A 21,675-nucleotide genomic window follows, 5' to 3' on the forward strand; every position below is an offset into this window, starting at 1 on the left:
CCTCTCCGGCCCTTCGGGCCACCTCTCCTAACAGGAGAGGCGGGCCGCCCTCTGGGACGGCCCCTACGAAGCCACGAGCCACTAGCCACGAACCACTAATCACGTTAATGGCTCACGCCTGGCTGGACTTTATCTTCTTTGCCCAGCATGTAGTGCTTGTTGATATACTGCGTGTGCAGTAAGGATTCCGACAGGTCGCTGAGCGGTTCACCCAGGAACTTGGTATACAGTGTCTGGATTTCCGGGTTTTCCCAGCTGGCACGTATCTGGTTCAGTGCATCCAGTCCGTAAAGCGATTCGATGCGGGCGCGTTTGGCCGGGATTTCCTGTGGCAGTTTCGTTCTCGGCTGGCCACCGCCGCCGATGCAGCCGCCTGGGCAGGCCATGACTTCGATGAAGGCATATTTCTTCCACGAATGTTTTTCTTCCATGAGGTTGATGAAGCGCCGGGCATTGGCCAGACCGCTGATGGCGACGACGCGGATGATGTCGTTGTCCAGGGTCAGGGCCGCTTCCTTGACGCCTTCCAAGCCGCGGACTTCTTCAAAGTGGAGGAATTCTTCATCAGCCGGTTTGCCCGTCTTCAAATAGACCAACGTCCGCAGGGCCGCTTCCATGACGCCGCCGCTGTTTCCGAAAATCGTGCCGCCGCCGGAGGACTGGCCGAAGATGGGGTCGTAATCCGAATCTTTCAGGCTGTTGAAGTCGATTTGGGCGTCTTTGATCCATTTCGCCAATTCCCGCGTCGTAATGCAGTAGTCCGTATCGCGGATTTCCGGTTTCTTCCAGTAACGGCCGGCAGCATTCCGTTCCGGCCGGGCGATTTCCGCCTTCTTCGACGTACACGGCGTCACGCAGACCGTCACGATATCGGCCGGGTCGATCTTCATGCGTTTGGCAAAATACGTCTTGATCATAGGACTGAGCATACTGATAGGGCTCTTAGCCGTCGACAGATGGGGAATCAGTTCAGGGAAGAAGATTTCCGTGAATTCGACCCACGACGGACAACAGCTGGTGAACTGCGGCAGGAGTTCTTTCTTGTTATGCATGCGGTACAAGAGTTCCGATGCTTCTTCCATGATGGTCAAATCGGCGCCGAAATTCGTATCGAAGACATAATCCCCGCCGAGGGCCCGCAGGGCGGCGATCATCTTGCCCTGGACAACCGAACCGAAAGGCAGTCCGAATTCATCGCCGAGGGCGACGCGGACAGCCGGCGCTGTCTGGAAGATGACGACTTTCTTAGGATCGTCGATGGCCTGCTGGATAGCATCGCGCTGGGATACCGTCGTCGTCGCCCCAAACATGCAGGTCAGGGAACACTGGCCGCAGTGGACGCAGATAGGCACGTCGCCGGTACTTTCCAGGGAATAATAACCGGTCATGGACATGACATCGGCACAGCGCCGGCGGCAGAGAGTACAGTTCTTGCATTTTTCCGGGTCGAACTGGATGGAAATATTGCGGTTCTCGACGGCTACGCGGCGGTCGAGCTTTTCAAAACGGCTGGTAAAGGCGATATCGCGTTTCTTTTCAGCCTGCATGTAGATGGCATCGCTGCAGCAAATGGCGATGACGTCGGTAATATCTTCAGGCGTACAGCCGCGGGACAAATCCATGACCGGCTTGGCCAGGCCCTGGAGGAGCGGTCCCAAGGCCGTAGCCCCGGCCAGGTGTTCCAATACTTTATAGCAGATGTTGCCGGAAACGAGGTTCGGGAAAATGAGGACATTGGCCTGACCGGCTACGGCCGAACCCGGTGCTTTCTGGCGGGCAATGCGCGGTACCAGCGCGGCATCGGCCTGCATTTCGCCGTCGAATTCAAAATCGACATTGCGGTCCCGCAGCAGGCGGACGGCCTCGCGGACGCGGTCGACTTCTTCGCCAGCACCGCTGCCCATGGTCGAATACGATAGGAATGCTACTTTCGGATCGAGCATCTGCGCCGTCCGGCGGGCCCGTTCGACACAGCTGACAGCAATATCGGCCAGCTGCTGCGGCGTCGGCTCGATGACGACACTGCAGTCGCCGACGACGAAGATACCGTCATCGCCGAACTGGGGCTTATCGGTAATCATGATGAAAGAACTGCTGACCGTCGACAGGCCGGGATGAGGACCGATGACCTGCAGAGCCGCCCGGATGACTTCCGACGACGTGGCCACCGCACCGGCGACCATGCCGTCGGCAATATCGAAGGCAACCAGGCAGGCTGCAAAGAAGATGTAATTTTCTGACAGGACTTTCCGGGCTTCTTCCAGGCTCATGCCCTTCTTAGCCCGCCGTTTGGCATAATATTGGCAGAACTTATCCATCATGGGGTACGTTTCAGGGTCGATGATTTCAATCCCGTCCATATCGATCTGGTATTCCGAAGCGACTTCGACGATACTCCGGGGACGGCCGATGAGGATGGGCCGGGCAAAGCCTTCGGCCTGGACCCGTTCGGCAGCCTGCAGGACGCGGCGGCTTTCCGATTCCGGCAGGACGATTTTCTTCTGTTCTTTAGCAACGCGGCGTTTCAGGTTATTTATAAATCGTGACATAAGACAACACCTCACATCTATCTACAATCATCACTGTCATTTCGTTAAGTATAGTATACGGCAAAACGAAGACGGCCGCCTCTTTTCCATGACGAAAGGAGATATTATTCTGCCGAACGGAGAATAAATGGGACAAAAAAGAGGCTGGCGCTGGGACAGCCTCTTTTTTAGTTCGAAGTTTGTAGTTTTTAGTTTGTAGTGAATGTTTAAAAATTTAAAACCGTCGTCTACAAACTGAAAACGCTGAACTACAAACTATCTCTTATTCTACGGTAACGCTCTTAGCCAGGTTACGCGGTTTATCTACGTCGTTGCCGCGGCTGACAGCGATGTAATAGGCCAGGAGCTGCAAGGGGATGATGGCCAGGATAGGAACGACGAAATCGTCCGATGCCGGTACTTTGATCAAATCATCGACGGTCTTGCCGACTTCCGTATCGCCATCCTGGACGACGCCGACGACATAGGCATCGCGGGCTTTGACTTCCTTGATGTTGCTGATCATCTTTTCTTCGACTTCCAGCTGGGTAGCCAGGGCGATGACGGGGACACCGGCTTCGATGAGGGACAACGTGCCGTGTTTCAGTTCGCCGCCGGCATAGGATTCAGCATGAATATAGGAGATTTCCTTCAATTTCAGGGCACCTTCCATAGCCAGGCCGTAGTCCATGGAACGGCCGATGAAAAAGACGTCTTCTTTATCTTTGAAAGTACTGCAGAGACCTTTGATGAAATCGACCTGGTCGAAGATGCCCTGGCACTGATCCGGCAGTTTGGTCAAATCAGCCAGGATTTTTTCTTCCCGGTCTACGGGCAGGTTCCCGTTCAAGCGGCCCATGTACAGGGACAGGAGCAGGAGCGTGACCAGCTGCGTCGTATAGGCCTTGGTCGAAGCGACGGCGATTTCCGGGCCAGCCCAGGTATAAGCGACCTGGTCGGCTTCACGGGAAATAGACGAACCGACGACGTTGGTGACGGCCAGGGAACGAGCGCCACGGCGTTTGGCTTCTTTCAGGGCTGCCAGGGTGTCTATGGTTTCCCCGGACTGACTGATGACAATGCACAGGGTCTTGCTGTCCGTCAAGGGATCGCGGTAACGGTATTCCGAAGCGATGTCGACTTCGACGGGGATGCGGGCCAGTTTTTCAATGAAATACTTGGCCAAAAGGCCGGCATGGTAGGCCGTACCGCAGGCAGTAATCAAAATCTTGCCGATTGATTTGACGTCTTCCGGCGTCCAGTTCAATTCCTCAAAATGGACGTGCTTGCCATCTTTGGTGATGCGGCAGCTCATGGTATCTTTGATAGCCTTCGGCTGTTCGTAGATTTCCTTGAGCATGAAGTGTTCAAAGCCGCCCTTTTCAGCTGCTTCAGCATCCCAGTTGACTTCAAAGACCTTCTTGGAAATGGGCTTGCCTTCGAGGTCCGTGACCCAGACATTATCCTTCATGACGATGGCGATTTCCCCATCGTTCATGATGTACGTCTTGCGGGTGTAGCTGAGGATGGCCGGAATATCCGAAGCGATGTAATTTTCCCCCTGGCCGAGGCCGACGATGAGGGGATTGTCTTTCTTGCTGCAAATGATCTTATCCGGTTCAAACTTGCACATGAAGACCAACGAATAGGAACCGCGCAGACGGGCCAGGACCTTGCGGACGGTGCTGGTGAAATCTCCGTCGTACATGTCGGCGCAGAGGTGCGCGACGACTTCCGTATCCGTTTCCGACTTGAAGTGATACCCTTTTTTGAGGAGTTCTTCCTTCAATTCCATGTAGTTTTCGATGATACCGTTGTGGACGATGGCGAAGTTCCCCTTTTCATCCGTATGGGGATGGGCATTGACGTCCGACGGGCCGCCGTGTGTCGCCCAGCGGGTATGACCGATGCCCAGCGTCCCTACGACGGGGTGAGCCTTGACTTCTTCAGCCAGATTGACCAGACGGCCTGCTTTTTTGCGGACAGCGATGGCGCCGTCGTTGTAGACGGCGATACCGGCCGAGTCATAACCACGATATTCCAGCTTGGCCAGTCCATCCATCAAAAAATCTGCTGCTTCTCTGTCTCCGATGTAACCTACAATACCACACATAGTTATATCCTCCTGATATGAAAATGTTCCTTCTTATGACGAACTTGTCGACGACGTTACCATCGTGTTTTTCCGCCATATAACGGCTGAAGCTGCCGAGAGACATCCGCTGACTATTTCGATACTTCTCTACCTCGTCTGCCTGAATCCATCAGGCACTAGCGCTATCCATTATATCGTCAAGGATTTCCAGACGCCTGCATAAAAAAGTGCAGGAAAGAGTTCCAGGAACTCCATTCCCACACTTTAATATATTTGCAAGGTTTTGTCAATACCTACTTAGACGGGCCCATTTCGTGTTCGACGACGACGGCGATGTCATCGACGATGCGTTCGAGCTGTTCCAGGTCCGGTCCTTCTGCCATGACACGGATCAAGGGTTCTGTGCCCGACGGGCGGACGAGGATGCGGCCTTCATCGCCCAACTCTTCTTCGCCAGCCGAGATGGCGGCCATGATGAGGTTATTGTCTTCCCATCCCGATTTCGTCTGAACGCGAACATTTTTCAAAATCTGCGGATAGCGCGTCATCAATCCGGCCAGTTCCGACAAGGGCTTCTGCTGCTGTTTCATGATGCTCAGCAGCTGGACCGCCGTGAGCAGGCCGTCACCAGTCGTATTGTAGTCGAGGAAGATGATATGGCCCGACTGTTCGCCGCCGAGGGAATAGCCGTCTTTGCGCATCTTTTCCAGGACATAGCGGTCGCCGACAGCCGTAATTTCCGTCTGGCAGCCCATTTCCTTCAGGGCTTTGTGGAAACCGATATTGCTCATGACCGTACCGACGACGGTATTCTGTTTGAGCCGGCCTTCGGCCTTCAATTTCATGGCGCAGAGGAGCATGATCTGGTCGCCATCCATTTCCTGGCCCTTTTCATCGACAGCCAGGCAGCGGTCGGCATCGCCGTCGTTGGCAATCCCTACGTCGGCCCCATACTTGAGAACCGTTTCCTTTAAGCTTTCCAAATGGGTAGAGCCGCAGTTGTCATTGATGTTGATGCCGTTCGGTTCATGATGGATGGCAATGACTTCGGCACCCAGGCGTTTGAGGATTTCCGGCCCCAAGACCGAAGCGGAACCATTGGCCCCGTCATGGACGACTTTCAGGCCCGACAAATCGACATCCGTCGATTTGCAGATGAAATCGGCATATTCCTGCTGTAAATCGGTCCACGTCGAAATCGTGCCGATAGCGGCCCCGGTCGGACGGCTCTGAAGGGCAGCCCGTTCATCTTTGAGCATACATTCTTCGATTTTGTCTTCCGTTTCGTCAGGCAGCTTATAGCCAAAGCCGTCGAAGAACTTGATACCGTTGTATTCAAAGGGATTATGCGACGCCGAAATCATGACGCCGGCATCCATATGATGAGTCCGCGTCAAGTAGGCAATGGCCGGAGTCGGAATGACGCCTACCATGTAGCAGTCACCACCAGCCGAAGCGATACCGGCGGCCAGGATATCTGCCAGCATAGTGCCGGAACGGCGGGTATCCCGGCCGATGAGAAAGGTCGGGTGTTCTTTGTTCTGCCCAAAAATATAGGCAGCTGCTCTGCCCAAATGATATACCAATTCCGGTGTCAGCGAATCATTGGCAATACCTCGTACTCCATCAGTTCCAAACAATCTAGCCATTTACTTTACCTCCAAAGGTTGATATTTACGGATGATTTCAATCGCCGTTTCCAGTCCATCCAAAAAAGCGCTCATAATGCCGCCGGCATAGCCAGCCCCTTCCCCGATGGGATAAAGGCCTGCCGCCCCCAGGGCCATGCGGTCTTCGCCGCGGACAATGCGTACCGGGGCGCTGGTCCGGGTTTCGACGCCGGTCATGACGACATCGTCATCGTCAAAACCGTGAATCCGCCGCCCAAAATAAGGCAGGGCCTGTTCCAGTGTCGTCGTAACGAAACCTGGCAGGACCTCATGCAGGTCCGTCCAGGTCACGCCGGGACGATAGGAATGGATGGGCCCTTCCTGCGGTGCTCCAGGACGGCTGAGGAAAGCCCCGACGGTCTGAGCCGGCGCGTGATAATTGCTACCGCCGGCCTGATAGGCCAGGGCTTCATAGCGGCGCTGGAATTCGATCCCCGCCAGGGGGCTGTCGCCGCCCATGTCGTCGGCTGTGACGTTGACGACGACAGCACTGTTGGCGATGCCGCTGTCACGTCGGTACAGGCTCATGCCATTGGTGACGACCCGCCCTTCTTCCGAAGCCGCGCCGACGACGACACCGCCGGGACACATGCAGAAAGAATAGCACGACCGCCCTTCCGGGCTGTGATAGACCAGGGCGTAATCGGCCGGTTCCAGGCCGAGGTCGGCTGCCGGGCAGCCATATTGGGCCCGGTCGATGACATCCTGGGAATGTTCGATACGCACACCGACGGCAAAAGGCTTCTTTTCCAGGGTAATGCCCTGGTCATGGAGCATGTAATACGTATCGCGGGCACTGTGGCCGATACCCATGACGACCAGCTCTGCCGGGTACTCATCGCAGCCGTTGACGGTCACCGACGTGATGCGTCCGCTATCGTCGCGATGGATTGCCGTGACACAGCTGGAAAAATGGACTTCGCCGCCCTGCGCCTCGATGGTGTGGCGCATATTCTTGACGACGCGGCGCAGGACATCGGTCCCGACGTGGGGATTATAGGCATACAGGATGTCTTCCGGCGCTCCGGCATCGACGAAAGTCTGCAAAATGCGCCGCAGCAGCGGATGATTGACGCGGGTCGTCAATTTCCCATCGGAAAAGGTCCCCGCTCCGCCTTCGCCGAACTGGACGTTCGACGATGCCTTGAAGGGGCCGCCGCGCCAAAAATCTTCAACGTCTTTCGTGCGGGTATCGACGTCACACCCCCGTTCAAAGACGATAGGCGCATAGCCGTGTTCGGCCAGGGCCAGGGCTGCCGCCAGGCCAGCCGGGCCGGTCCCGATGACGATGGGCCGGTGGGTAAGCGGCTGCGTACCGGGCCGGATATCCGGCGCCGGCGACTCAGCCAGCTGGCGGACATCCTTATTGTCACGACAGCGCTTCCAAACGCGGCTTTCGTCGACGAATTCCACATCGACCGTAAAAACGAAATAAATCCGCGGTTTCCGCCGGGCGTCGATGGACCGGCGGACAATGATAAGGCGGGAAATATCGCTGCGGCTGCAGCGGAGCTTCTTGGCAACTAACGCTTCCAAAGGCTTCTTCATGGGCACAGCCGTGCGGATATTCAATACTCTAAGCACAATCTTCTCCCTTTCTACTCATCTTTCTTAATATGCAGTGTGGCGTCGACTTCATCAGGGTCTATGACGACACCATCAATGGGCGGAATCAGCACTTTCCAGGTCTTTTCTTCCGTCATGTTTTCCACATCGATATCTGGCAAATCGATGGAGCTGATATTCTTCAGCGTATCGGCTTCACCGCGGACCTGGACCGACATCGGCTGGACTGTGACGGTCTTCCAGGCCGTCTGGCCCGTAGCGTTCAGGTTGAGAGGCACCGTCTTGGCCACGGCATCATGGGCAATGGCCACTTTGACATTGCTCTGCCAGGGCGTCATTTCCAGTCCTTCGACAGGCGTGCCATCAGCCTGATACAAATGAATCGGCGCCATAATAGCAAAGTCGCCATTGCGCTGATTGACCGGGATATCTACGACTGCCTGGCTGACGTGCTGGATGAGGCGGCGCGCCCCGCTGACGACGACTTTCTCCGGTACGATTTTCAAATCGCTGATGAAATCCTTGTCATCCAGTTTGCCGACGACATGGGGCGTCAATTTAAATTCTTTGACTGTATAGACATCGACTGTGATTTTCGTCGACGTCATGCTCTGCTTCTTCAGCTCCGTCCCGCTGGGGATCTCGATGTGGACCGGGACCTCTACTTCCCCTTCCTGGACACTGGACAAGTCGATATAGGCCTTGATATCCGACGGCCCGACGTTGATGATCGTATTGCGCGGTCCCGACAGGCGGACATAGACCGTCTTGGGCACGTTGGACGTAATATACTGGGAGTCGAGGTTCTCTACAGTGATCGGTACGGTATAACTGCCTTCACTGAGGGGATTCTGTTCGTTGATGATGACGAACCACAAGACGATAGCCAAGAGGAGGCAGATTATTTTGAGCTGCCATTTTTTATCAATCTTGTTCATAAGCTAAGGCCTCCATTTAAAAATATTGGCCAGGCCCTGAGGCGTCCTGTTCAAGAACGTCTTCAGGACATTGCGCAGGGCATTGCCGTCGAGGTGACGATAAATATGACCGCCATAGGTATAAGAAATGGAGCCCGTTTCTTCGCTGACGACGACGACGACGGCATCGGCCAGTTCACTGATGCCGATAGCCGCCCGATGACGCGTCCCTAATTCCGTCGACAGCGACCGGTCCGACGTCAACGGCAGCAGACAGCCGGCAGCCATGATCCGGTTTTCCCGGATGATGACGGCGCCATCGTGAAGGGGCGTATTGGGAATGAAGATATTCCCCAACAGTTCCCGCGACACCAGGCCGTCGATGGCGATGCCTGTATCGATGTAGTCGTTAAGGCCTACTTCGCGTTCAAAGACGATGAGCGCTCCTGTATGGGTCTTTGACAGGGATTCACTGATAGCCACGATTTCATCGATGAGCCGTTCCAGTTCTTCCATGCTGATGACCTGGCCGGAATGAAAGAAACGGCCCCGGCCGATTTGTTCCAGGGCCCGCCGCAATTCCGGCTGGAAGACGACAGGCAGGGCGACGAGAATGACCGTCATCCCCTGCTGCAGCATCCAGTTGATGACGTGCAGGTCGAGGACCTTGCTGACGACAGTGACCACGCCCAGGACCAGCAGGCCCTTGATCAGGGCCACGGCCCGGGTATTGCGGATGAGGATGAATAATTTATAGAGGACAAAAGCGACGAGCAGGATATCCAATATATCGAGCAGCCGGAAGCTGCTGATGAAACCTTGAAGGGGTAGGTACATAGGGCTTCACTCCACACAACGAGAATAAAAATAAAATGGGTATCCTTATTTTACAATATTTTGGGCATAAAAAAAAGGGCTTGTCGTCGGTGACAAGCCCTTTTTAGTGGCTAGTGGTTAGCGGAGGGTTTTAAATTTAAAGCCCTCTTCTACAAACTCCGTACTACAAGCTCACTTTTCTGCCGCTTCTTTTTTGGCCGTCAGCTGCGCTTCTGCTTCATGGACCATGCGCAGATTGGCTTCCTGTTTGGCCAGTGTCTCGAAGTTGATGGACTTCAGGTGGGCCGCCAGGTCGCGCTGGATGTCGGCAAAAGCGGCATAAATAGAGCACATGCCGCTGCAGCCGCGGCTGCACGAGCCGATATCATGGAGACAGCGCTGCAGTTCCGTCTGCCCTTCGACGGCATCGATGATGTCAAAGAGGGTGATATCCTTGGGAGCCCGCTGCAGGGCGAAGCCGCCTTCGACACCGCGGTAAGACTTCATGATGCCAGCCTTGGTGAGACTGCGCATGATTTTCAATAAAAAACGTTCCGGTATATTCTGTTTTTCAGCCAGCGCCGCGCCGGTAATCTTCGTGCCTTCCGGGAGAGACGCCAAATAGAGGACCATGCGGAAGGCATAGTCCGTAGCCTGATTCAATCTCATATTTCTACCCCCTTGTTGTCTATATTTAGTATTATACAATAAAAGACAAAAAAAGTATAGTTTTAATTCTGTAACTCCAGTACCCAGAAGTACATTATTAATATACTTTAAGCCTGTCATCCGCTTTTATCCTACTGACTGATGCAAAAAGAGGCTGTCGCATTAAGACAGCCTCTTTTTGAGTTTTAAGTTTGTAGTTTTTAGTTTGCAGCAAATGGTAAAAAATTTAAAACCAGCTTCTACAAACTACAAACTCCGTACTACAAACTAATTTCACTTAAAGAAAATCGATAATTTTGAAAATGATTGCCGACATAAGGGCACTGATGGGGATGGTGACGACCCAGGCGACGAGCATACTGCGGGCGACGCCCCAATGGACGGCGCGGACGCGTTCGGCTGAACCGATGCCCATGATGGAGCCCGATACGACGTGGGTCGTACTGACGGGCAGATGGAGGAAAGTCGCCGTAAAGATGACGATAGACGAGTTCAAATCCGCCGCAAAGCCATTGATCGATTCCATCTTGAAGATCTTCGTCCCCATCGTAGAGATGATACGCCAGCCGCCGGCCGAAGTCCCTAAAGCCATGGACGTAGCGCAGGCCATCTTGACCCAAATCGGGATTTCCATAGTTTCAATATAACCGCCGGACAAGAGAGCCAGGGCGATGATCCCCATGGCCTTCTGGGCATCATTGGAACCGTGAGAAAAAGCCATCAGGCTGGCCGACAAGAGCTGCATCTTGCGGAACTGCCGGTTCAGGGCCAGCGGCGAATACTTGCGGACAATCCAGAGGATACCGATCATGACGAAATACCCGGTAGCCAAGGCGACGACAGGCGACAGGATCAGAGACAAGATGATTTTGCCGATACCGCCCATATCGAGGGCTGCCGGTCCGACGCTGATGCAGACGGCGCCGATGACACCACCGATCAGGGAATGGGACGAACTGCTCGGTATGCGGTAATACCAGGTAAGGACATTCCAGATAATCGAGCCGATGAGGGCGGCTACGATGACTTCCAAGCTGATTTCAGCCGGATTGAGGACCAGGTCGCCGCCAATGGTCTTAGCGACGCCGGTGCTGATCATGGCCCCGGCGAAATTGAGGCACGCTGCCATCATGATGGCGTGGCGCGGTGTAATGGCCCGCGTCGATACGCCCGTCGCGATGGCATTGGCCGTATCGTGGAAGCCATTAATATAATCAAAGAGAACGGCCAGCAAAACGATGGCCCAAATTAACCAATGCTCAGGCATACTTCAATACAACCCTTCTGAACGTAACGACTAAATCTTCACAATCATCGGTGACGTCTTCGACAGACTGGAGGATTTCCTTCCACTTGATGATTTCAATGGGGTCCTTGCAGTTCTTGAACAAGTTCGCCATTTCTTCATGGTACAAATCATCGCAGTCCTGTTCCAATTTCAAGACTTTCTTGCTCCGCGCTTCGACTTTGAGGTAATTCTTCTTGAGGTCCTTCATGTAGCCGATGGATTTGCGGATCTCTTTCATGGCTTTCGCCGTAATGGTCGCCATCTGCTTAGCGCCATCCGTAGCTTCGCCGACTTGGTACATACACATTTTATCCATGATTTCACTGATGTTGTCGACAGCTGCATCGAGCTGATCGATCAGCTGCTGGATATCTTCACGGTCCATAGGCGTAATGAAGGTCTTCTGGAGGCGCTTCATCGTTTCCATGACCAGCGCATCGGCCTGGTCGGCCAGAGCGTCGATTTTTTCCAGCGCCGTTTCTTTTGCGACTTCGCCGTTAATAGCCTGGCTCAGTAATTCAGCCGCTTCATAGCTCAACGTCGCATGCTGGTCCAATAGGGAAAAGAATTTTTCTTCCTTGGGCTTTAAGTGGAATGCCATAATCATCGATCTCCTTAACGAAAAGATAAGAATAAGCCTTTATCAAAATTTACACGATTCTTTCATATTCTTTACAAGGCTTTACTTTGAATTATATCATATGGCTTGCCATTATTCTATAACAACCAGGCATTTTTTCACCCTCATCCTGCAATCTATGCATTATCAAAATGCTGTCATCTGCGACGATGACAAAATTAAAATACTTTGAATTGCACCGGCCTATAGCCTGGGCTATACTAAAAAGCAAAGACATACAGGAAAGCCATGGACGATGGAGGTGATAGCATGGATTTTACCCCTCGTATGCAACAGATTTTACAGCGCCTGCTGTCCGAAGAGGATTTTGTATCTGAGCAGGCCCTGGCTGATGACCTGGGCATCAGCAAACGGACAGTCCAACGGGAACTCGACGGGACGGCCGGTGCCCTGGCTTCCTACGGCCTGCAATTACAGCGCAAGAAAAAAGCCGGCCTTAAACTCATCGGGCCGGCAGACGGGAAAGAAAAACTGACTGCCAACTTACAGACGGCTTCGGCCATGGATTTCACGGATAAACACAACCGCCGCCGTTATCTGCTCTTTGAAATCCTGCGCGACCGGACGCCGAAGAAGCTTTTCTATTACAGCCAGCTCCTCGGCGTCAGTGAAGCCACGGCCGCGTCGGACCTGGAATCACTGACACCGTGGCTGCAAAAGAATAACTTAGCCGTCCTCAAGAAGCAGGGCTATGGCGTCGTCCTCACAGGCAGCGAAAAAGACTATCGTGAAGCCATGCGCCGCTTCATCAGTGAAACGACGTCAGCCGAAGATGTCAAAGAACTTCACGCAGACCACGAAGCCCTTTCTCAAGCTGTCATGAACGTCACCGACAAAGGTATTTATAAATTGCTCAACAGCCACACGATCCAGCGGGTCTATGCCGTCCTCAAGGAGCTCCATGAAGAAAGGATCACCCACTTCACTGATGCTGCCAAAATCGGCCTGGTCATCCATATCGCCATCGCCATCGAACGCGTAGCCAGCGGCCAGCTCCAGGAAGAACCCTCAGTCCCACCATCCGTTCCAGACGACGAAGACAGCGCCCTGGCGCGCCGCATCCTGAAAGGCATGGAAAACGAGTTTCACCTGTCCATGCCGGCCATCGAAGTGTCATACCTGCTGTTGCACATCAAAGGCGCCAAAATCCGCTATAGCGGCAGCTCCTGGCAGGGACCTGACGGACTGGATGAATCGGCTCTCCTCGGCATTATCGATGCGATGATTGATGCCTTCGACCCACAATATGCCTATGACCTGCGCTGTGACGACGAATTCATCCGCGGCCTTTTCGTCCATTTGCAGCCGACCATTGTACGCCTAAAACATCACTTGAATATCATCAACCCCCTGCTGGACGACATCCAGCAGGAATACGCCTCTATCTTCCAAAAAGCCCGCCGCGCTGCTGACGTTCTGGCCCGTGCCTTGGATACGACCGTTTCGGAAGAAGAAATCGGCTATCTGACCATCCACTTCGGCGCGGCCCTGGAACGGCTCAAGGGGAAAAAAGCCTTTACCCGCAAAGTCGTCATCGGCATCGTCTGTGCCAGCGGCTTCGGCCTGGCCCGCCTGATGATGACGCGCCTGCAGAACAAACTTCCTAGCCATGTCGAGCTCCATACGTATGGCAAGGACGACTTGACAGAATCGGTGTTGCAAGAAACAGATTTTTTCATCAGCACCCTGCCCCTGCAAATTCCTGGTGCCGACGTCCTGCGTACATCCCCCCTCATCACGGGTTCTGAACTTCAACATATCCTGGGTAAAATAGATACATATTCCCACATCCGCAAAGCGCCGGACCTGGTCACGCCTTCAGGAGAAACTTTTTTATCTGCCCTGGACCGAACACATCTCCTGGCTCGGGAAATGGCCGGTCTTCTGCGTCATTATCAACAATTCACCGTCCCCGCCTCGTCTACCTTTGCCCAAGTCGTCCATACGCTGGCCACAGCCGCAACGAAAGATGAAGAGGATACGGCTCACTTATTCGACGCCATCATCCGCCGCGAACGCTTGAACAGCCAGATTTTCCCAGACCAGGGCTTTGCTTTGCTCCACTGCCGTACCCAAACCATCCGTCAATCCTTATTCTATACGTGCGTCCCCGACGGCCCAGCCTTTGAGGACGACTATTTCAAAGGCATTGCCACCGTCTTGCTGCTCATCATGCCCGAAGACGAATACCGCCAGGTCCATACGGATGTGCTGGGTTTCATCAGCAGTTCCCTAGTCAACGATGACGCTTTTTACCAGGCCATCCTCGGCCACGACCCAGAAAAAATCCGCTGCCACCTGCAGCGGATCCTCAAGACCTATTTCGAGTCTGCCCTGAGTCTATAAGTCGACGTACTGCCGGAGTTTCTTGACATACGATCGGCCGATAGGCACGGGCTGGTCTTCCATTCCTTTTACGATGAGGACGTATTGATGATGGAACCACGGTTCGATTTGCTGGACCTCATCGATGTTGACAATATAATTGCGATGACAGCGAAAGAACACCGCTTCAGGTAGACGCTTTTCAAACTGGACCAGACTGAGATGACTGGGATACGTCTTGCCAGATAAGGTAACGAGAAAAACTTTTCGCTTCTCTGCATAGACCAAGCGGATATCTTCCGTCGAAATGAGTTTAATCTTGTCGCCTTCATCGACGGAAAAGCGCCGGGCATAACTGGGCCGGCTGCTCCTATCAACATCTGTTTCGGAAGCTCCTTCCTGCAAAGGAGCTTCTTTTTTTATATAGACAGCGCGGAATTTCTCGACAACCCGCCGCACTTCTTCCTCTGTAACCGGCTTGACCAGATAATCGAGGACATTCAGCCGCAGCGCTTGGGAAATGAAATCGCGCTTGCCCGTAACGAAGACGACAGCTGGATGAGGGCCTTTGGCCGCTTCAATCTCTCTGGCAATGGTCATGCCGCTGACCCGCGGCATTTCCAGCGTCAAAAAAACGATATCCGGCTGATAGGCTGCCAGACAGGCCATGGCCTGCTCCCCTTCATAGCATATCGCTTTTACCTCGATAGCTGGTTTCTCCTGCTGTAACAGCTTTTTTAACTGCGCCGCCATCAGCGGTTCATGATCGATGATTACGGCTTTCGCCTCCATGTCAACATCTCCTCTTCGTGATTTCTACCTTCATTATACCACAAACTGCGTTACGGCTAGTAGGGATGAAGCCTGTAAAAACCTCATTTCTCAAGGTCTGTCACCTTACAAAAGGACAAACTTAAATTACTTTTAATTGCTTTTGATATGTACACAAGTTATACTATAGCCATCAAGAGAGCAGCGCAGTGCAATCCGGAGTGTCAGGTACTGCTCATGTTTAGCGTATTCATTCCAAGCATTTTAGGAGGAATCACCATGAAAGCAAAAGTCCAATCCTTCGGCCGTTTCCTCAGCGGTATGGTCATGCCGAACATCGGCGCCTTCATCGCTTGGGGCCTGATTACGGCCTTATTCATTCCCAGCGGCTGGCTGCCCAATGAACAGCTGGCCAAAATGGTCGGCCCCTTCCTGACCTACGTCCTGCCCCTGCTCATCGCCTTTCAGGGCGGCAAAATCGTCGGTGGCCTGCGCGGCGCCATCATGGGTGCCATCGCCACTGTCGGCGTCATCTGCGGTACGACATACACCATGTTCATGGGTGCCATGGTCATGGGTCCCCTGGCTGGCCTGGTCATCAAGAAATTCGATACCGCTGTCGAAGGCCGCATCAAGCCGGGCTTTGAAATGCTCGTCAATAACTTCTCCGTCGGTATCCTGGGCATGGTCATGGCCATCATCGGCTTCTACCTCATCGGTCCGGTCATGGGCATCATCCTATCCTTCCTGACAGCCGGCGTCCAAATCCTGCTCCAGGCTGGCATCTTCCCGCTCATCGGCGTCTTCGTCGAACCGGCTAAGGTCCTGTTCCTGAACAACGCCATCAACCATGGCATCTTCACTCCCCTCGGTGCGGAACAGGTCGCCGAAACGGGCAAGTCCATCTTCTATATGATTGAAACCAATCCCGGTCCCGGCACGGGCGTCCTCCTAGCCTACTGGTTCTTCTCGAAAGACAATACGACCCGTCAGTCCGCTCCCGGTGCCCTGATTATCCACCTCCTCGGCGGTATCCACGAAATTTCCTTCCCGTACATCCTCATGAACCCGGCCCTCCTGCTGGCTACCATCAGCGGCAGTGTCGCAGCGCTGTTCTACAACATGATTTTCGACCTCGGTCTCTCGGGTCCGCCGGCCCCGGGCAGTCTCATTTCCTATCTGGCCATGGCGCCGAAAGGCTCGACCCTCTCGGTCATCCTGAGCATCGTCATAGCTGCCGCCGTCTCCTTCATCATCGCCTCGCCGATCATCAAGATGTCCGCTGCTAAATCCGGTGAATCCCTGGAAGAAGCCCAGCAGAAGATGCAGGACATGAAAGCTGAATCGAAAGGCACGGCTCCGGCAGCCGCCGCTCCAGCCCAGGCCGATTTGAAACACATCACAAACGTCGTCTTCGCCTGCGATGCCGGCATGGGTTCCAGCGCTATGGGGGCCGCCGTCTTGCAGAAGAAATTCAAAAAAGCCGGCCTGACCGACATCACCGTCAGCCACGCTTCCGTTTCGGAAATCCCAGCAGACGCCCAACTCGTCGTCTGTCACCAGGACCTGGCTGAACGCGCGAAAGCCAGTGCTCCCCAGGCCCGCTTGATTACGATTACAAACTTTATGGCAGCCCCTGAATACGCCATGCTCGTCAATGAATTAGTCGCTGCCCGTCAGAGCCAATAAAAGGAGATATGCCCTATGAACACGATTTTACAGAAAAAAAACATCATCCTCAATTGCCATCCTAAAGCCAAAGAAGACGTCATCAAAGAAATCGGTAAGATGTTCTATGACGATGGCTATACGACAGAAAAATACACCCAGGCTATGCTGGACAAAGAAAAAGTCTTCAATACGGCCATCGGCAATGCCGTCGCCATCCCCCACGGCATTGAAGAAGGCAAATGCGAAGTCAAGAAATCGGGCTTAGTCATCATGACCTTCCCTCAAGGAACCGATTGGGGCGGTGAAACGGTCAAATTGGTCATCGGCATCGCCGGCGTCGGTGACGAACACATCGATATCCTCAGCAATATCGCCGTCACCTGTTCCGATGAAGATGAAGTCGACGAAATCCTGAAAAGCTCTGTCGATCAAATCTACGATACCTTCGCCAACATCGAAGGGGAATAGTCACCTAATCCATTAATACATATATTATTGAATAATCACTTAGGAGGATTCTATCATGAAAACAAAAGCAGTCAGAATGTACGGTACCCGCGATTTACGTCTGGAAGAATTTGAGCTCCCGGAAATCAAGGACGACGAAATCTTAGCCAAGATTATTACCGACAGCATCTGCATGTCGACATATAAACTCGTCGAACAGGGCAAAAAACATAAACGCGCTCCCCAGAACATGGATACGCACCCCATTATCACAGGCCACGAATTTGCCGGTGTCATTGTCAAAGTCGGCAAAAAATGGCAGGACCAGTTCAAGCCAGGCATGCGCTTCGCTCAGCAGCCGGCCCTGAACTACAAAGGCAGCCTGGCTTCCCCGGGTTACTCTTATGAATTCTTCGGCGGAGACTGCACGTACTGCATTTTCCCGCATGAAGTCATGGAACTGGGCGCCCTCATGCCCTATGACGGCGAAAGTTTCTTCGAAGCCTCCCTGGGTGAACCTATGAGCTGCATCATCGGCGGCTACCACGCCAACTACCATACGAACAAACACAATTACAACCACGCCATGGGTACCAAAGAAGGTGGCAATATCATCATCCTTGGCGGCTGCGGCCCCATGGGCCTGGGCGCCATCAGCTACGGCATCAATTTTGAAAACAAACCGAAGCGCATCGTCGTCACCGACATCAACGACGCCCGCATCGCCCGAGCCAAAGAAGTCGTCTCGCCGGCATACGCAACCCAGCACGGCGTCGAACTCATCTACGTCAACACATCCAACATGGATACAGCTTACGACGACTTAATGAAAATCACCGATGGCCACGGCTACGACGACGTCTTCGTCTACACACCGATCCGTGCCGTTGCCGAATTAGGCAATAAACTCCTGGCCTTCGACGGCTGCATGAACTTCTTCTCCGGCCCGACGGACAAAAACTTCAGCGCTGACATCAACCTCTACGACTGCCACTACACCAGCACCCACATCATGGGTACGACAGGCGGTAACAACGACGACCTCATCGAAGCCAATACGCTGGCTGCCAAAGGCATCATCGACCCGGCCGTCATGATTACCCACGTCGGCGGCATCGACAGCATCGCTGAAACGACCCTCAACCTGCCGAAAATCCCAGGTGGCAAAAAACTGGCTTATACCCAGTTCGATATGCCCATGACCGCCATCGAAGATTTTGCCAAACTCGGGGAAAAAGACCCATTCTTCCTGGAGCTGGACAAATGCTGCAAAGCCCACAAAGGATTGTGGAACGCCGAAGCCGAAAAAATGATTCTCAAACACTTCAACGTAGAAATCTAAATATGCTTTCTCTCTCAAATTCTTTATATAATAAGGGCTTGTCACTTGTTCTTTTCTTCATGTGACAAGCCCTTATTATATAGGTCAATTATTTGTTTTTATGATTCTTACAGCAGTTTACAACTTTTTGAACAAATAAATATCGCGTAACCACACTTTAAAGTATAATGAATCTGCTGCAACACACCATCTCAAAGGAGTTACGTGATGAATTCATTATACCTCGAAAATTCGATTAACCTATATAATTGCAAATAAAGTGAAACACGAGTATAATACTTATAAGTATTATACTCGTGTTTCACTTTATTTATGGAGGTTTTTCTCATGATTGGTAGAAAACAGGAATTAGCGCTTTTAGAAAAATTATATAGTTTTCCTTCTTTTCATTTTTTAATCATGTATGGCCGCCGCCGTGTGGGAAAGACGACGATTTTACAAAAATTCGCTCAGTCCCATGCTTGTATCTTTTTCCCGGCCCAGGAAAAGAACGATGTACTGAATCTGGAAGATTTTTCCCAAACTGTACAGGAACATTATACAGGTGATTATTTAGCGCCTTTCCCGAATTGGGAAAAAGCCTTGGCCTTTATCGAAAAACAAAGCGGCACCGAAAAGCGGACAGTCCTCATCATCGACGAATTCCCCTTTTTGGCCGCCCAGAATCCTTCGATAAAAAGTATTTTCCAACATGCTATCGATCACAGTTGGCAAAATAAAAATATTTTTCTCATCCTCTGCGGTTCCAGTGTCAGCTTTATGATCAATGAAGTCATGGGATATAAAAGCCCCTTATATGGGCGGATCACCGCGCATTTAGAAGTAAAGCCCTTTGATTATCTGGAAAGTGCTGAATTTTTCCCCAATTATTCACAAGAAGAAAAATTGTTGGCCTATGGAATCCTCGGCGGAATCCCCCGCTATTTGAAAGCTTTCAATCCGGCGCAAGACATTACCACAAATATTGCCGAACATATTCTGTCTGAAAATGCCTATCTTCACGACGAACCGCAACTCCTCTTGCGCATGGAACTGCGTGAACCAGGTATCTACAATAGTATCCTCGAAGCCATAGCCAATGGAGCCAATAAGATTTCAACTATCGCTGACCGCATCCACGAAGACCGGAGCAAATGCACGAAATATCTGCAAGTTTTACAGAATATCCGGCTGGTAAAGAAAATCATCCCCTGTGGCCAGCCTAAGACGAGCAAAAAGGGAATTTACGTGATTGCAGACCATTACTACCGTTTTTGGTACCGCTACACGTTCTCACAAAAAAATTACTACTTTCTCTTAGGCGAAGAAAAAGCCGCCCAAGAAATCATGGACGGCATATCTGACTATATGGGACCTGTCTTTGAAGAAATCTGCACCGAATACCTCTGGCGCCAGGCCAAGGCTCACGCCCTCCCCTTCATTCCCGCTGTCATCGGCAAATGGTGGGGCACTAATCCCCTATTGAAACAACAAGACGATATCGATATCCTCGCACTGGACAAAACAGAAACAGAGGGAATCTTCTGCGAATGTAAATACCGGAACCGCCCGATGCCCATGGAAGAGTATGATGACTTAGTCCAGGCTACGGCCGCTTTCCCGAAAGTAACGAAAAAGCACCTGGTCTTTTTCAGCAAAGGCGGATACACCCAACCTGTCATAGAACGCGCTCAAAGAGAAGGCACACACTTGCTAGGTATAAGCGATTTGTTCTAAGCGCCGTATTTATGTAAATAATCGGCATAGTAAAATTCATCGGTCGTCATGTTGAAGTAGCGGATGCCTTCGCGCAGGCCCAGGAAGCCTGGGATGAGGGTCCAGCAGAAGAGGGCGTAGATGGCCCCGCGGACAGGGCGCTTCAAATAGAAGTAATGGATGCCGAAGGATCCCAGGAAGAAGGCCAGGACGGCTGTAATCAGGCGCTCTTCGTTGATTTTATGGCGCAGTTCCGGTGTAATCGACGAGAAGGTCCCGTCCGTATAGGCATCGAAGCGGTCGGCGGCTTTCTGCTTCCACTGAGCCAGGGAGCCTTTCAGGGACGACGGCTTCTTTCTCCGCGCGGCAGCCTCCGGGTCGTACAGGCCTTGGGCAGACAGGTTCTGGGCCATGACCGTCGTTTCTCCGTCGATGGTCACTAATTCCGCTTCCATGACCTGCGTGAACTGTTCTTCATAGGCCTGGTCGAGTTGGCTGAGCAGGTTCTTGAGCTTGTTCTGCGTGTTGACCACTTTGTCCGTCTTAACGCCTGTTACGGCCAGTTTCTTATATTTATGGACCATGTAGACGGCCCGGTCCTGATAGTAGTCGATGAAGTGTTCTGCCAGTCCGATTCGTTCGGGATACTGCTGTAAATAGTAGAGAAAGTTACGGGCAATGTGCTGCATATTGGCAACGGTCCGGCGCAGGTCCGGGTCGGTCAGCCCCAATCGTTCCGCTTCCATGCGGTTGAAGTCGCTGACAGCCTTTTCAAAGGCCGCCTGGTCACGGCTGGCTCCCTTCCCTTTGCTGCCGGGCCACTTCAAAGAAAGCTTGTGCGGCTGCCGTTCCAGGCGATACAGGATATACAGCGACAGGATAACGCCGATGACACCGACAGGATGGTTATAAAAGAACCAGGCACCGCCGCCGATGAGCAGGCAGAAAAAAGAAAGGACATATAAAATATATTTCATCGAATTTCTCCTCCATCTCATGCCCTTATTGTAACAAATGTGGGGAGATATAGCAAAAGGACCTGCCGCAAAAGCGACAGGTCCTTTTCTGTAGGGGCGACCACATGGGGCGCCCGCTCCGGGATATGTACGATTTCCCGGCTAATCTGCTAGAAAAATCATCCAAATCCATAACGGGTCGCCCACGTGGCGACCCCTACGAGCCACTAGCCACTAGCCACTAGCCACTAGCCACTAGCCACTAGCCACTAACCACTA

Annotated in this window: 16 protein-coding genes; 5 read left to right on the plus strand and 11 right to left on the minus strand. The window is 52.7% G+C overall.

Annotated features, from left to right (window positions below; translation table 11 throughout):
- Nucleotides 1-104: 104 nt before the first annotated feature.
- From pta to WMO23_RS07140, 9 genes are all read right to left on the minus strand, one after another.
- Nucleotides 105-2,549 carry a phosphate acetyltransferase gene (gene pta / locus WMO23_RS07100; RefSeq protein ID WP_349173649.1) on the minus strand — a complete coding sequence of 815 codons (2,445 nt, stop codon included), beginning with the start codon at nt 2,547-2,549 and terminating at the stop codon, nt 105-107.
- 262 nt (nt 2,550-2,811) lie between these two features.
- Nucleotides 2,812-4,641: a glutamine--fructose-6-phosphate transaminase (isomerizing) gene (gene glmS, locus WMO23_RS07105; RefSeq protein ID WP_303267837.1), complete on the minus strand. Its 1,830-nt coding sequence runs from the start codon at nt 4,639-4,641 to the stop codon at nt 2,812-2,814.
- A gap of 275 nt (nt 4,642-4,916) precedes the next feature.
- Nucleotides 4,917-6,272 carry a phosphoglucosamine mutase gene (gene glmM / locus WMO23_RS07110; RefSeq protein ID WP_292105401.1) on the minus strand — a complete coding sequence of 452 codons (1,356 nt, stop codon included), beginning with the start codon at nt 6,270-6,272 and terminating at the stop codon, nt 4,917-4,919.
- The gene (locus tag WMO23_RS07115) at nt 6,273-7,877 is read right to left on the minus strand and encodes an NAD(P)/FAD-dependent oxidoreductase (protein ID WP_292105399.1); all 1,605 of its coding nucleotides are present in this window, start codon (nt 7,875-7,877) and stop codon (nt 6,273-6,275) included. It lies immediately after the preceding gene.
- Nucleotides 7,878-7,891: 14 nt separating this feature from the next.
- Nucleotides 7,892-8,797 (minus strand): CdaR family protein, encoded by a 906-nt coding sequence (locus WMO23_RS07120; protein ID WP_020310206.1) that lies wholly within the window; start codon nt 8,795-8,797, stop codon nt 7,892-7,894.
- Between the two features lie 3 nt (nt 8,798-8,800).
- Nucleotides 8,801-9,613, minus strand: coding sequence for a diadenylate cyclase CdaA (cdaA, locus tag WMO23_RS07125; protein WP_292105396.1), 813 nt, complete (start codon nt 9,611-9,613; stop codon nt 8,801-8,803).
- 171 nt (nt 9,614-9,784) lie between these two features.
- On the minus strand, nt 9,785-10,261 hold the full coding sequence (locus WMO23_RS07130) for an RrF2 family transcriptional regulator (protein WP_020310208.1): 477 nt from the start codon (nt 10,259-10,261) through the stop codon (nt 9,785-9,787).
- 277 nt (nt 10,262-10,538) lie between these two features.
- A complete protein-coding gene (locus WMO23_RS07135; RefSeq protein WP_020310209.1) occupies nt 10,539-11,528 on the minus strand; it encodes an inorganic phosphate transporter in 990 nt (329 codons plus the stop codon).
- Complete coding sequence (locus WMO23_RS07140; RefSeq protein WP_014015838.1) at nt 11,521-12,150, minus strand: DUF47 domain-containing protein; 630 nt, start codon at nt 12,148-12,150, stop codon at nt 11,521-11,523. Before WMO23_RS07140 ends, WMO23_RS07135 begins: the two co-directional genes overlap by 8 nt.
- 306 nt (nt 12,151-12,456) lie before the next feature.
- On the opposite strand from WMO23_RS07140, the gene WMO23_RS07145 reads away from it, so the two are divergent.
- Complete coding sequence (locus tag WMO23_RS07145) at nt 12,457-14,535, plus strand: BglG family transcription antiterminator (protein WP_303267838.1); 2,079 nt, start codon at nt 12,457-12,459, stop codon at nt 14,533-14,535.
- On the opposite strand, the gene WMO23_RS07150 is transcribed toward WMO23_RS07145, so the two are convergent.
- Nucleotides 14,530-15,306: a LytR/AlgR family response regulator transcription factor gene (locus WMO23_RS07150; protein WP_303267840.1), complete on the minus strand. Its 777-nt coding sequence runs from the start codon at nt 15,304-15,306 to the stop codon at nt 14,530-14,532. The genes WMO23_RS07145 and WMO23_RS07150 overlap by 6 nt on opposite strands.
- Nucleotides 15,307-15,564: 258 nt before the next feature.
- Between WMO23_RS07150 and WMO23_RS07155 the strand changes: the two genes are divergently transcribed.
- The 4 genes from WMO23_RS07155 (at nt 15,565) to WMO23_RS07170 (ending at nt 20,461) form a co-directional block, all read left to right on the plus strand.
- A complete protein-coding gene (locus tag WMO23_RS07155) occupies nt 15,565-16,974 on the plus strand; it encodes a PTS mannitol transporter subunit IIBC (protein WP_303267841.1) in 1,410 nt (469 codons plus the stop codon).
- Between the two features lie 15 nt (nt 16,975-16,989).
- Nucleotides 16,990-17,424, plus strand: a complete 435-nt coding sequence (locus WMO23_RS07160) for a PTS mannitol transporter subunit IIA (RefSeq protein ID WP_303267842.1) — start codon at nt 16,990-16,992, stop codon at nt 17,422-17,424.
- Between the two features lie 55 nt (nt 17,425-17,479).
- Nucleotides 17,480-18,745, plus strand: a complete 1,266-nt coding sequence (locus WMO23_RS07165) for a zinc-binding dehydrogenase (RefSeq protein WP_020311185.1) — start codon at nt 17,480-17,482, stop codon at nt 18,743-18,745.
- Between the two features lie 312 nt (nt 18,746-19,057).
- The gene (locus tag WMO23_RS07170; protein WP_349173654.1) at nt 19,058-20,461 is read left to right on the plus strand and encodes an ATP-binding protein; all 1,404 of its coding nucleotides are present in this window, start codon (nt 19,058-19,060) and stop codon (nt 20,459-20,461) included.
- Here WMO23_RS07170 and WMO23_RS07175 read toward each other — a convergent pair.
- Nucleotides 20,458-21,417 carry a 5-bromo-4-chloroindolyl phosphate hydrolysis family protein gene (locus WMO23_RS07175; protein WP_301877621.1) on the minus strand — a complete coding sequence of 320 codons (960 nt, stop codon included), beginning with the start codon at nt 21,415-21,417 and terminating at the stop codon, nt 20,458-20,460. The genes WMO23_RS07170 and WMO23_RS07175 overlap by 4 nt on opposite strands.
- Nucleotides 21,418-21,675 lie beyond the last annotated feature (258 nt).

Source organism: Megasphaera intestinihominis, assembly GCF_040096415.1.
GTDB classification, from domain to species: Bacteria; Bacillota; Negativicutes; order Veillonellales; family Megasphaeraceae; genus Megasphaera; species Megasphaera intestinihominis.

Coding starts and splice junctions, on each gene's coding strand:
- pta (WP_349173649.1), bottom strand. CDS start 2,549: ATGTCACGATTTATAAATAACCTGAAACGCCGCGTTGCTAAAGAACAG.
- glmS (WP_303267837.1), bottom strand. CDS start 4,641: ATGTGTGGTATTGTAGGTTACATCGGAGACAGAGAAGCAGCAGATTTT.
- glmM (WP_292105401.1), bottom strand. CDS start 6,272: ATGGCTAGATTGTTTGGAACTGATGGAGTACGAGGTATTGCCAATGAT.
- WMO23_RS07120 (WP_020310206.1), bottom strand. CDS start 8,797: ATGAACAAGATTGATAAAAAATGGCAGCTCAAAATAATCTGCCTCCTC.
- cdaA (WP_292105396.1), bottom strand. CDS start 9,613: ATGTACCTACCCCTTCAAGGTTTCATCAGCAGCTTCCGGCTGCTCGAT.
- WMO23_RS07130 (WP_020310208.1), bottom strand. CDS start 10,261: ATGAGATTGAATCAGGCTACGGACTATGCCTTCCGCATGGTCCTCTAT.
- WMO23_RS07135 (WP_020310209.1), bottom strand. CDS start 11,528: ATGCCTGAGCATTGGTTAATTTGGGCCATCGTTTTGCTGGCCGTTCTC.
- WMO23_RS07140 (WP_014015838.1), bottom strand. CDS start 12,150: ATGGCATTCCACTTAAAGCCCAAGGAAGAAAAATTCTTTTCCCTATTG.
- WMO23_RS07145 (WP_303267838.1), top strand. CDS start 12,457: ATGCAACAGATTTTACAGCGCCTGCTGTCCGAAGAGGATTTTGTATCT.
- WMO23_RS07150 (WP_303267840.1), bottom strand. CDS start 15,306: ATGGAGGCGAAAGCCGTAATCATCGATCATGAACCGCTGATGGCGGCG.
- WMO23_RS07155 (WP_303267841.1), top strand. CDS start 15,565: ATGAAAGCAAAAGTCCAATCCTTCGGCCGTTTCCTCAGCGGTATGGTC.
- WMO23_RS07160 (WP_303267842.1), top strand. CDS start 16,990: ATGAACACGATTTTACAGAAAAAAAACATCATCCTCAATTGCCATCCT.
- WMO23_RS07165 (WP_020311185.1), top strand. CDS start 17,480: ATGAAAACAAAAGCAGTCAGAATGTACGGTACCCGCGATTTACGTCTG.
- WMO23_RS07170 (WP_349173654.1), top strand. CDS start 19,058: ATGGAGGTTTTTCTCATGATTGGTAGAAAACAGGAATTAGCGCTTTTA.
- WMO23_RS07175 (WP_301877621.1), bottom strand. CDS start 21,417: ATGAAATATATTTTATATGTCCTTTCTTTTTTCTGCCTGCTCATCGGC.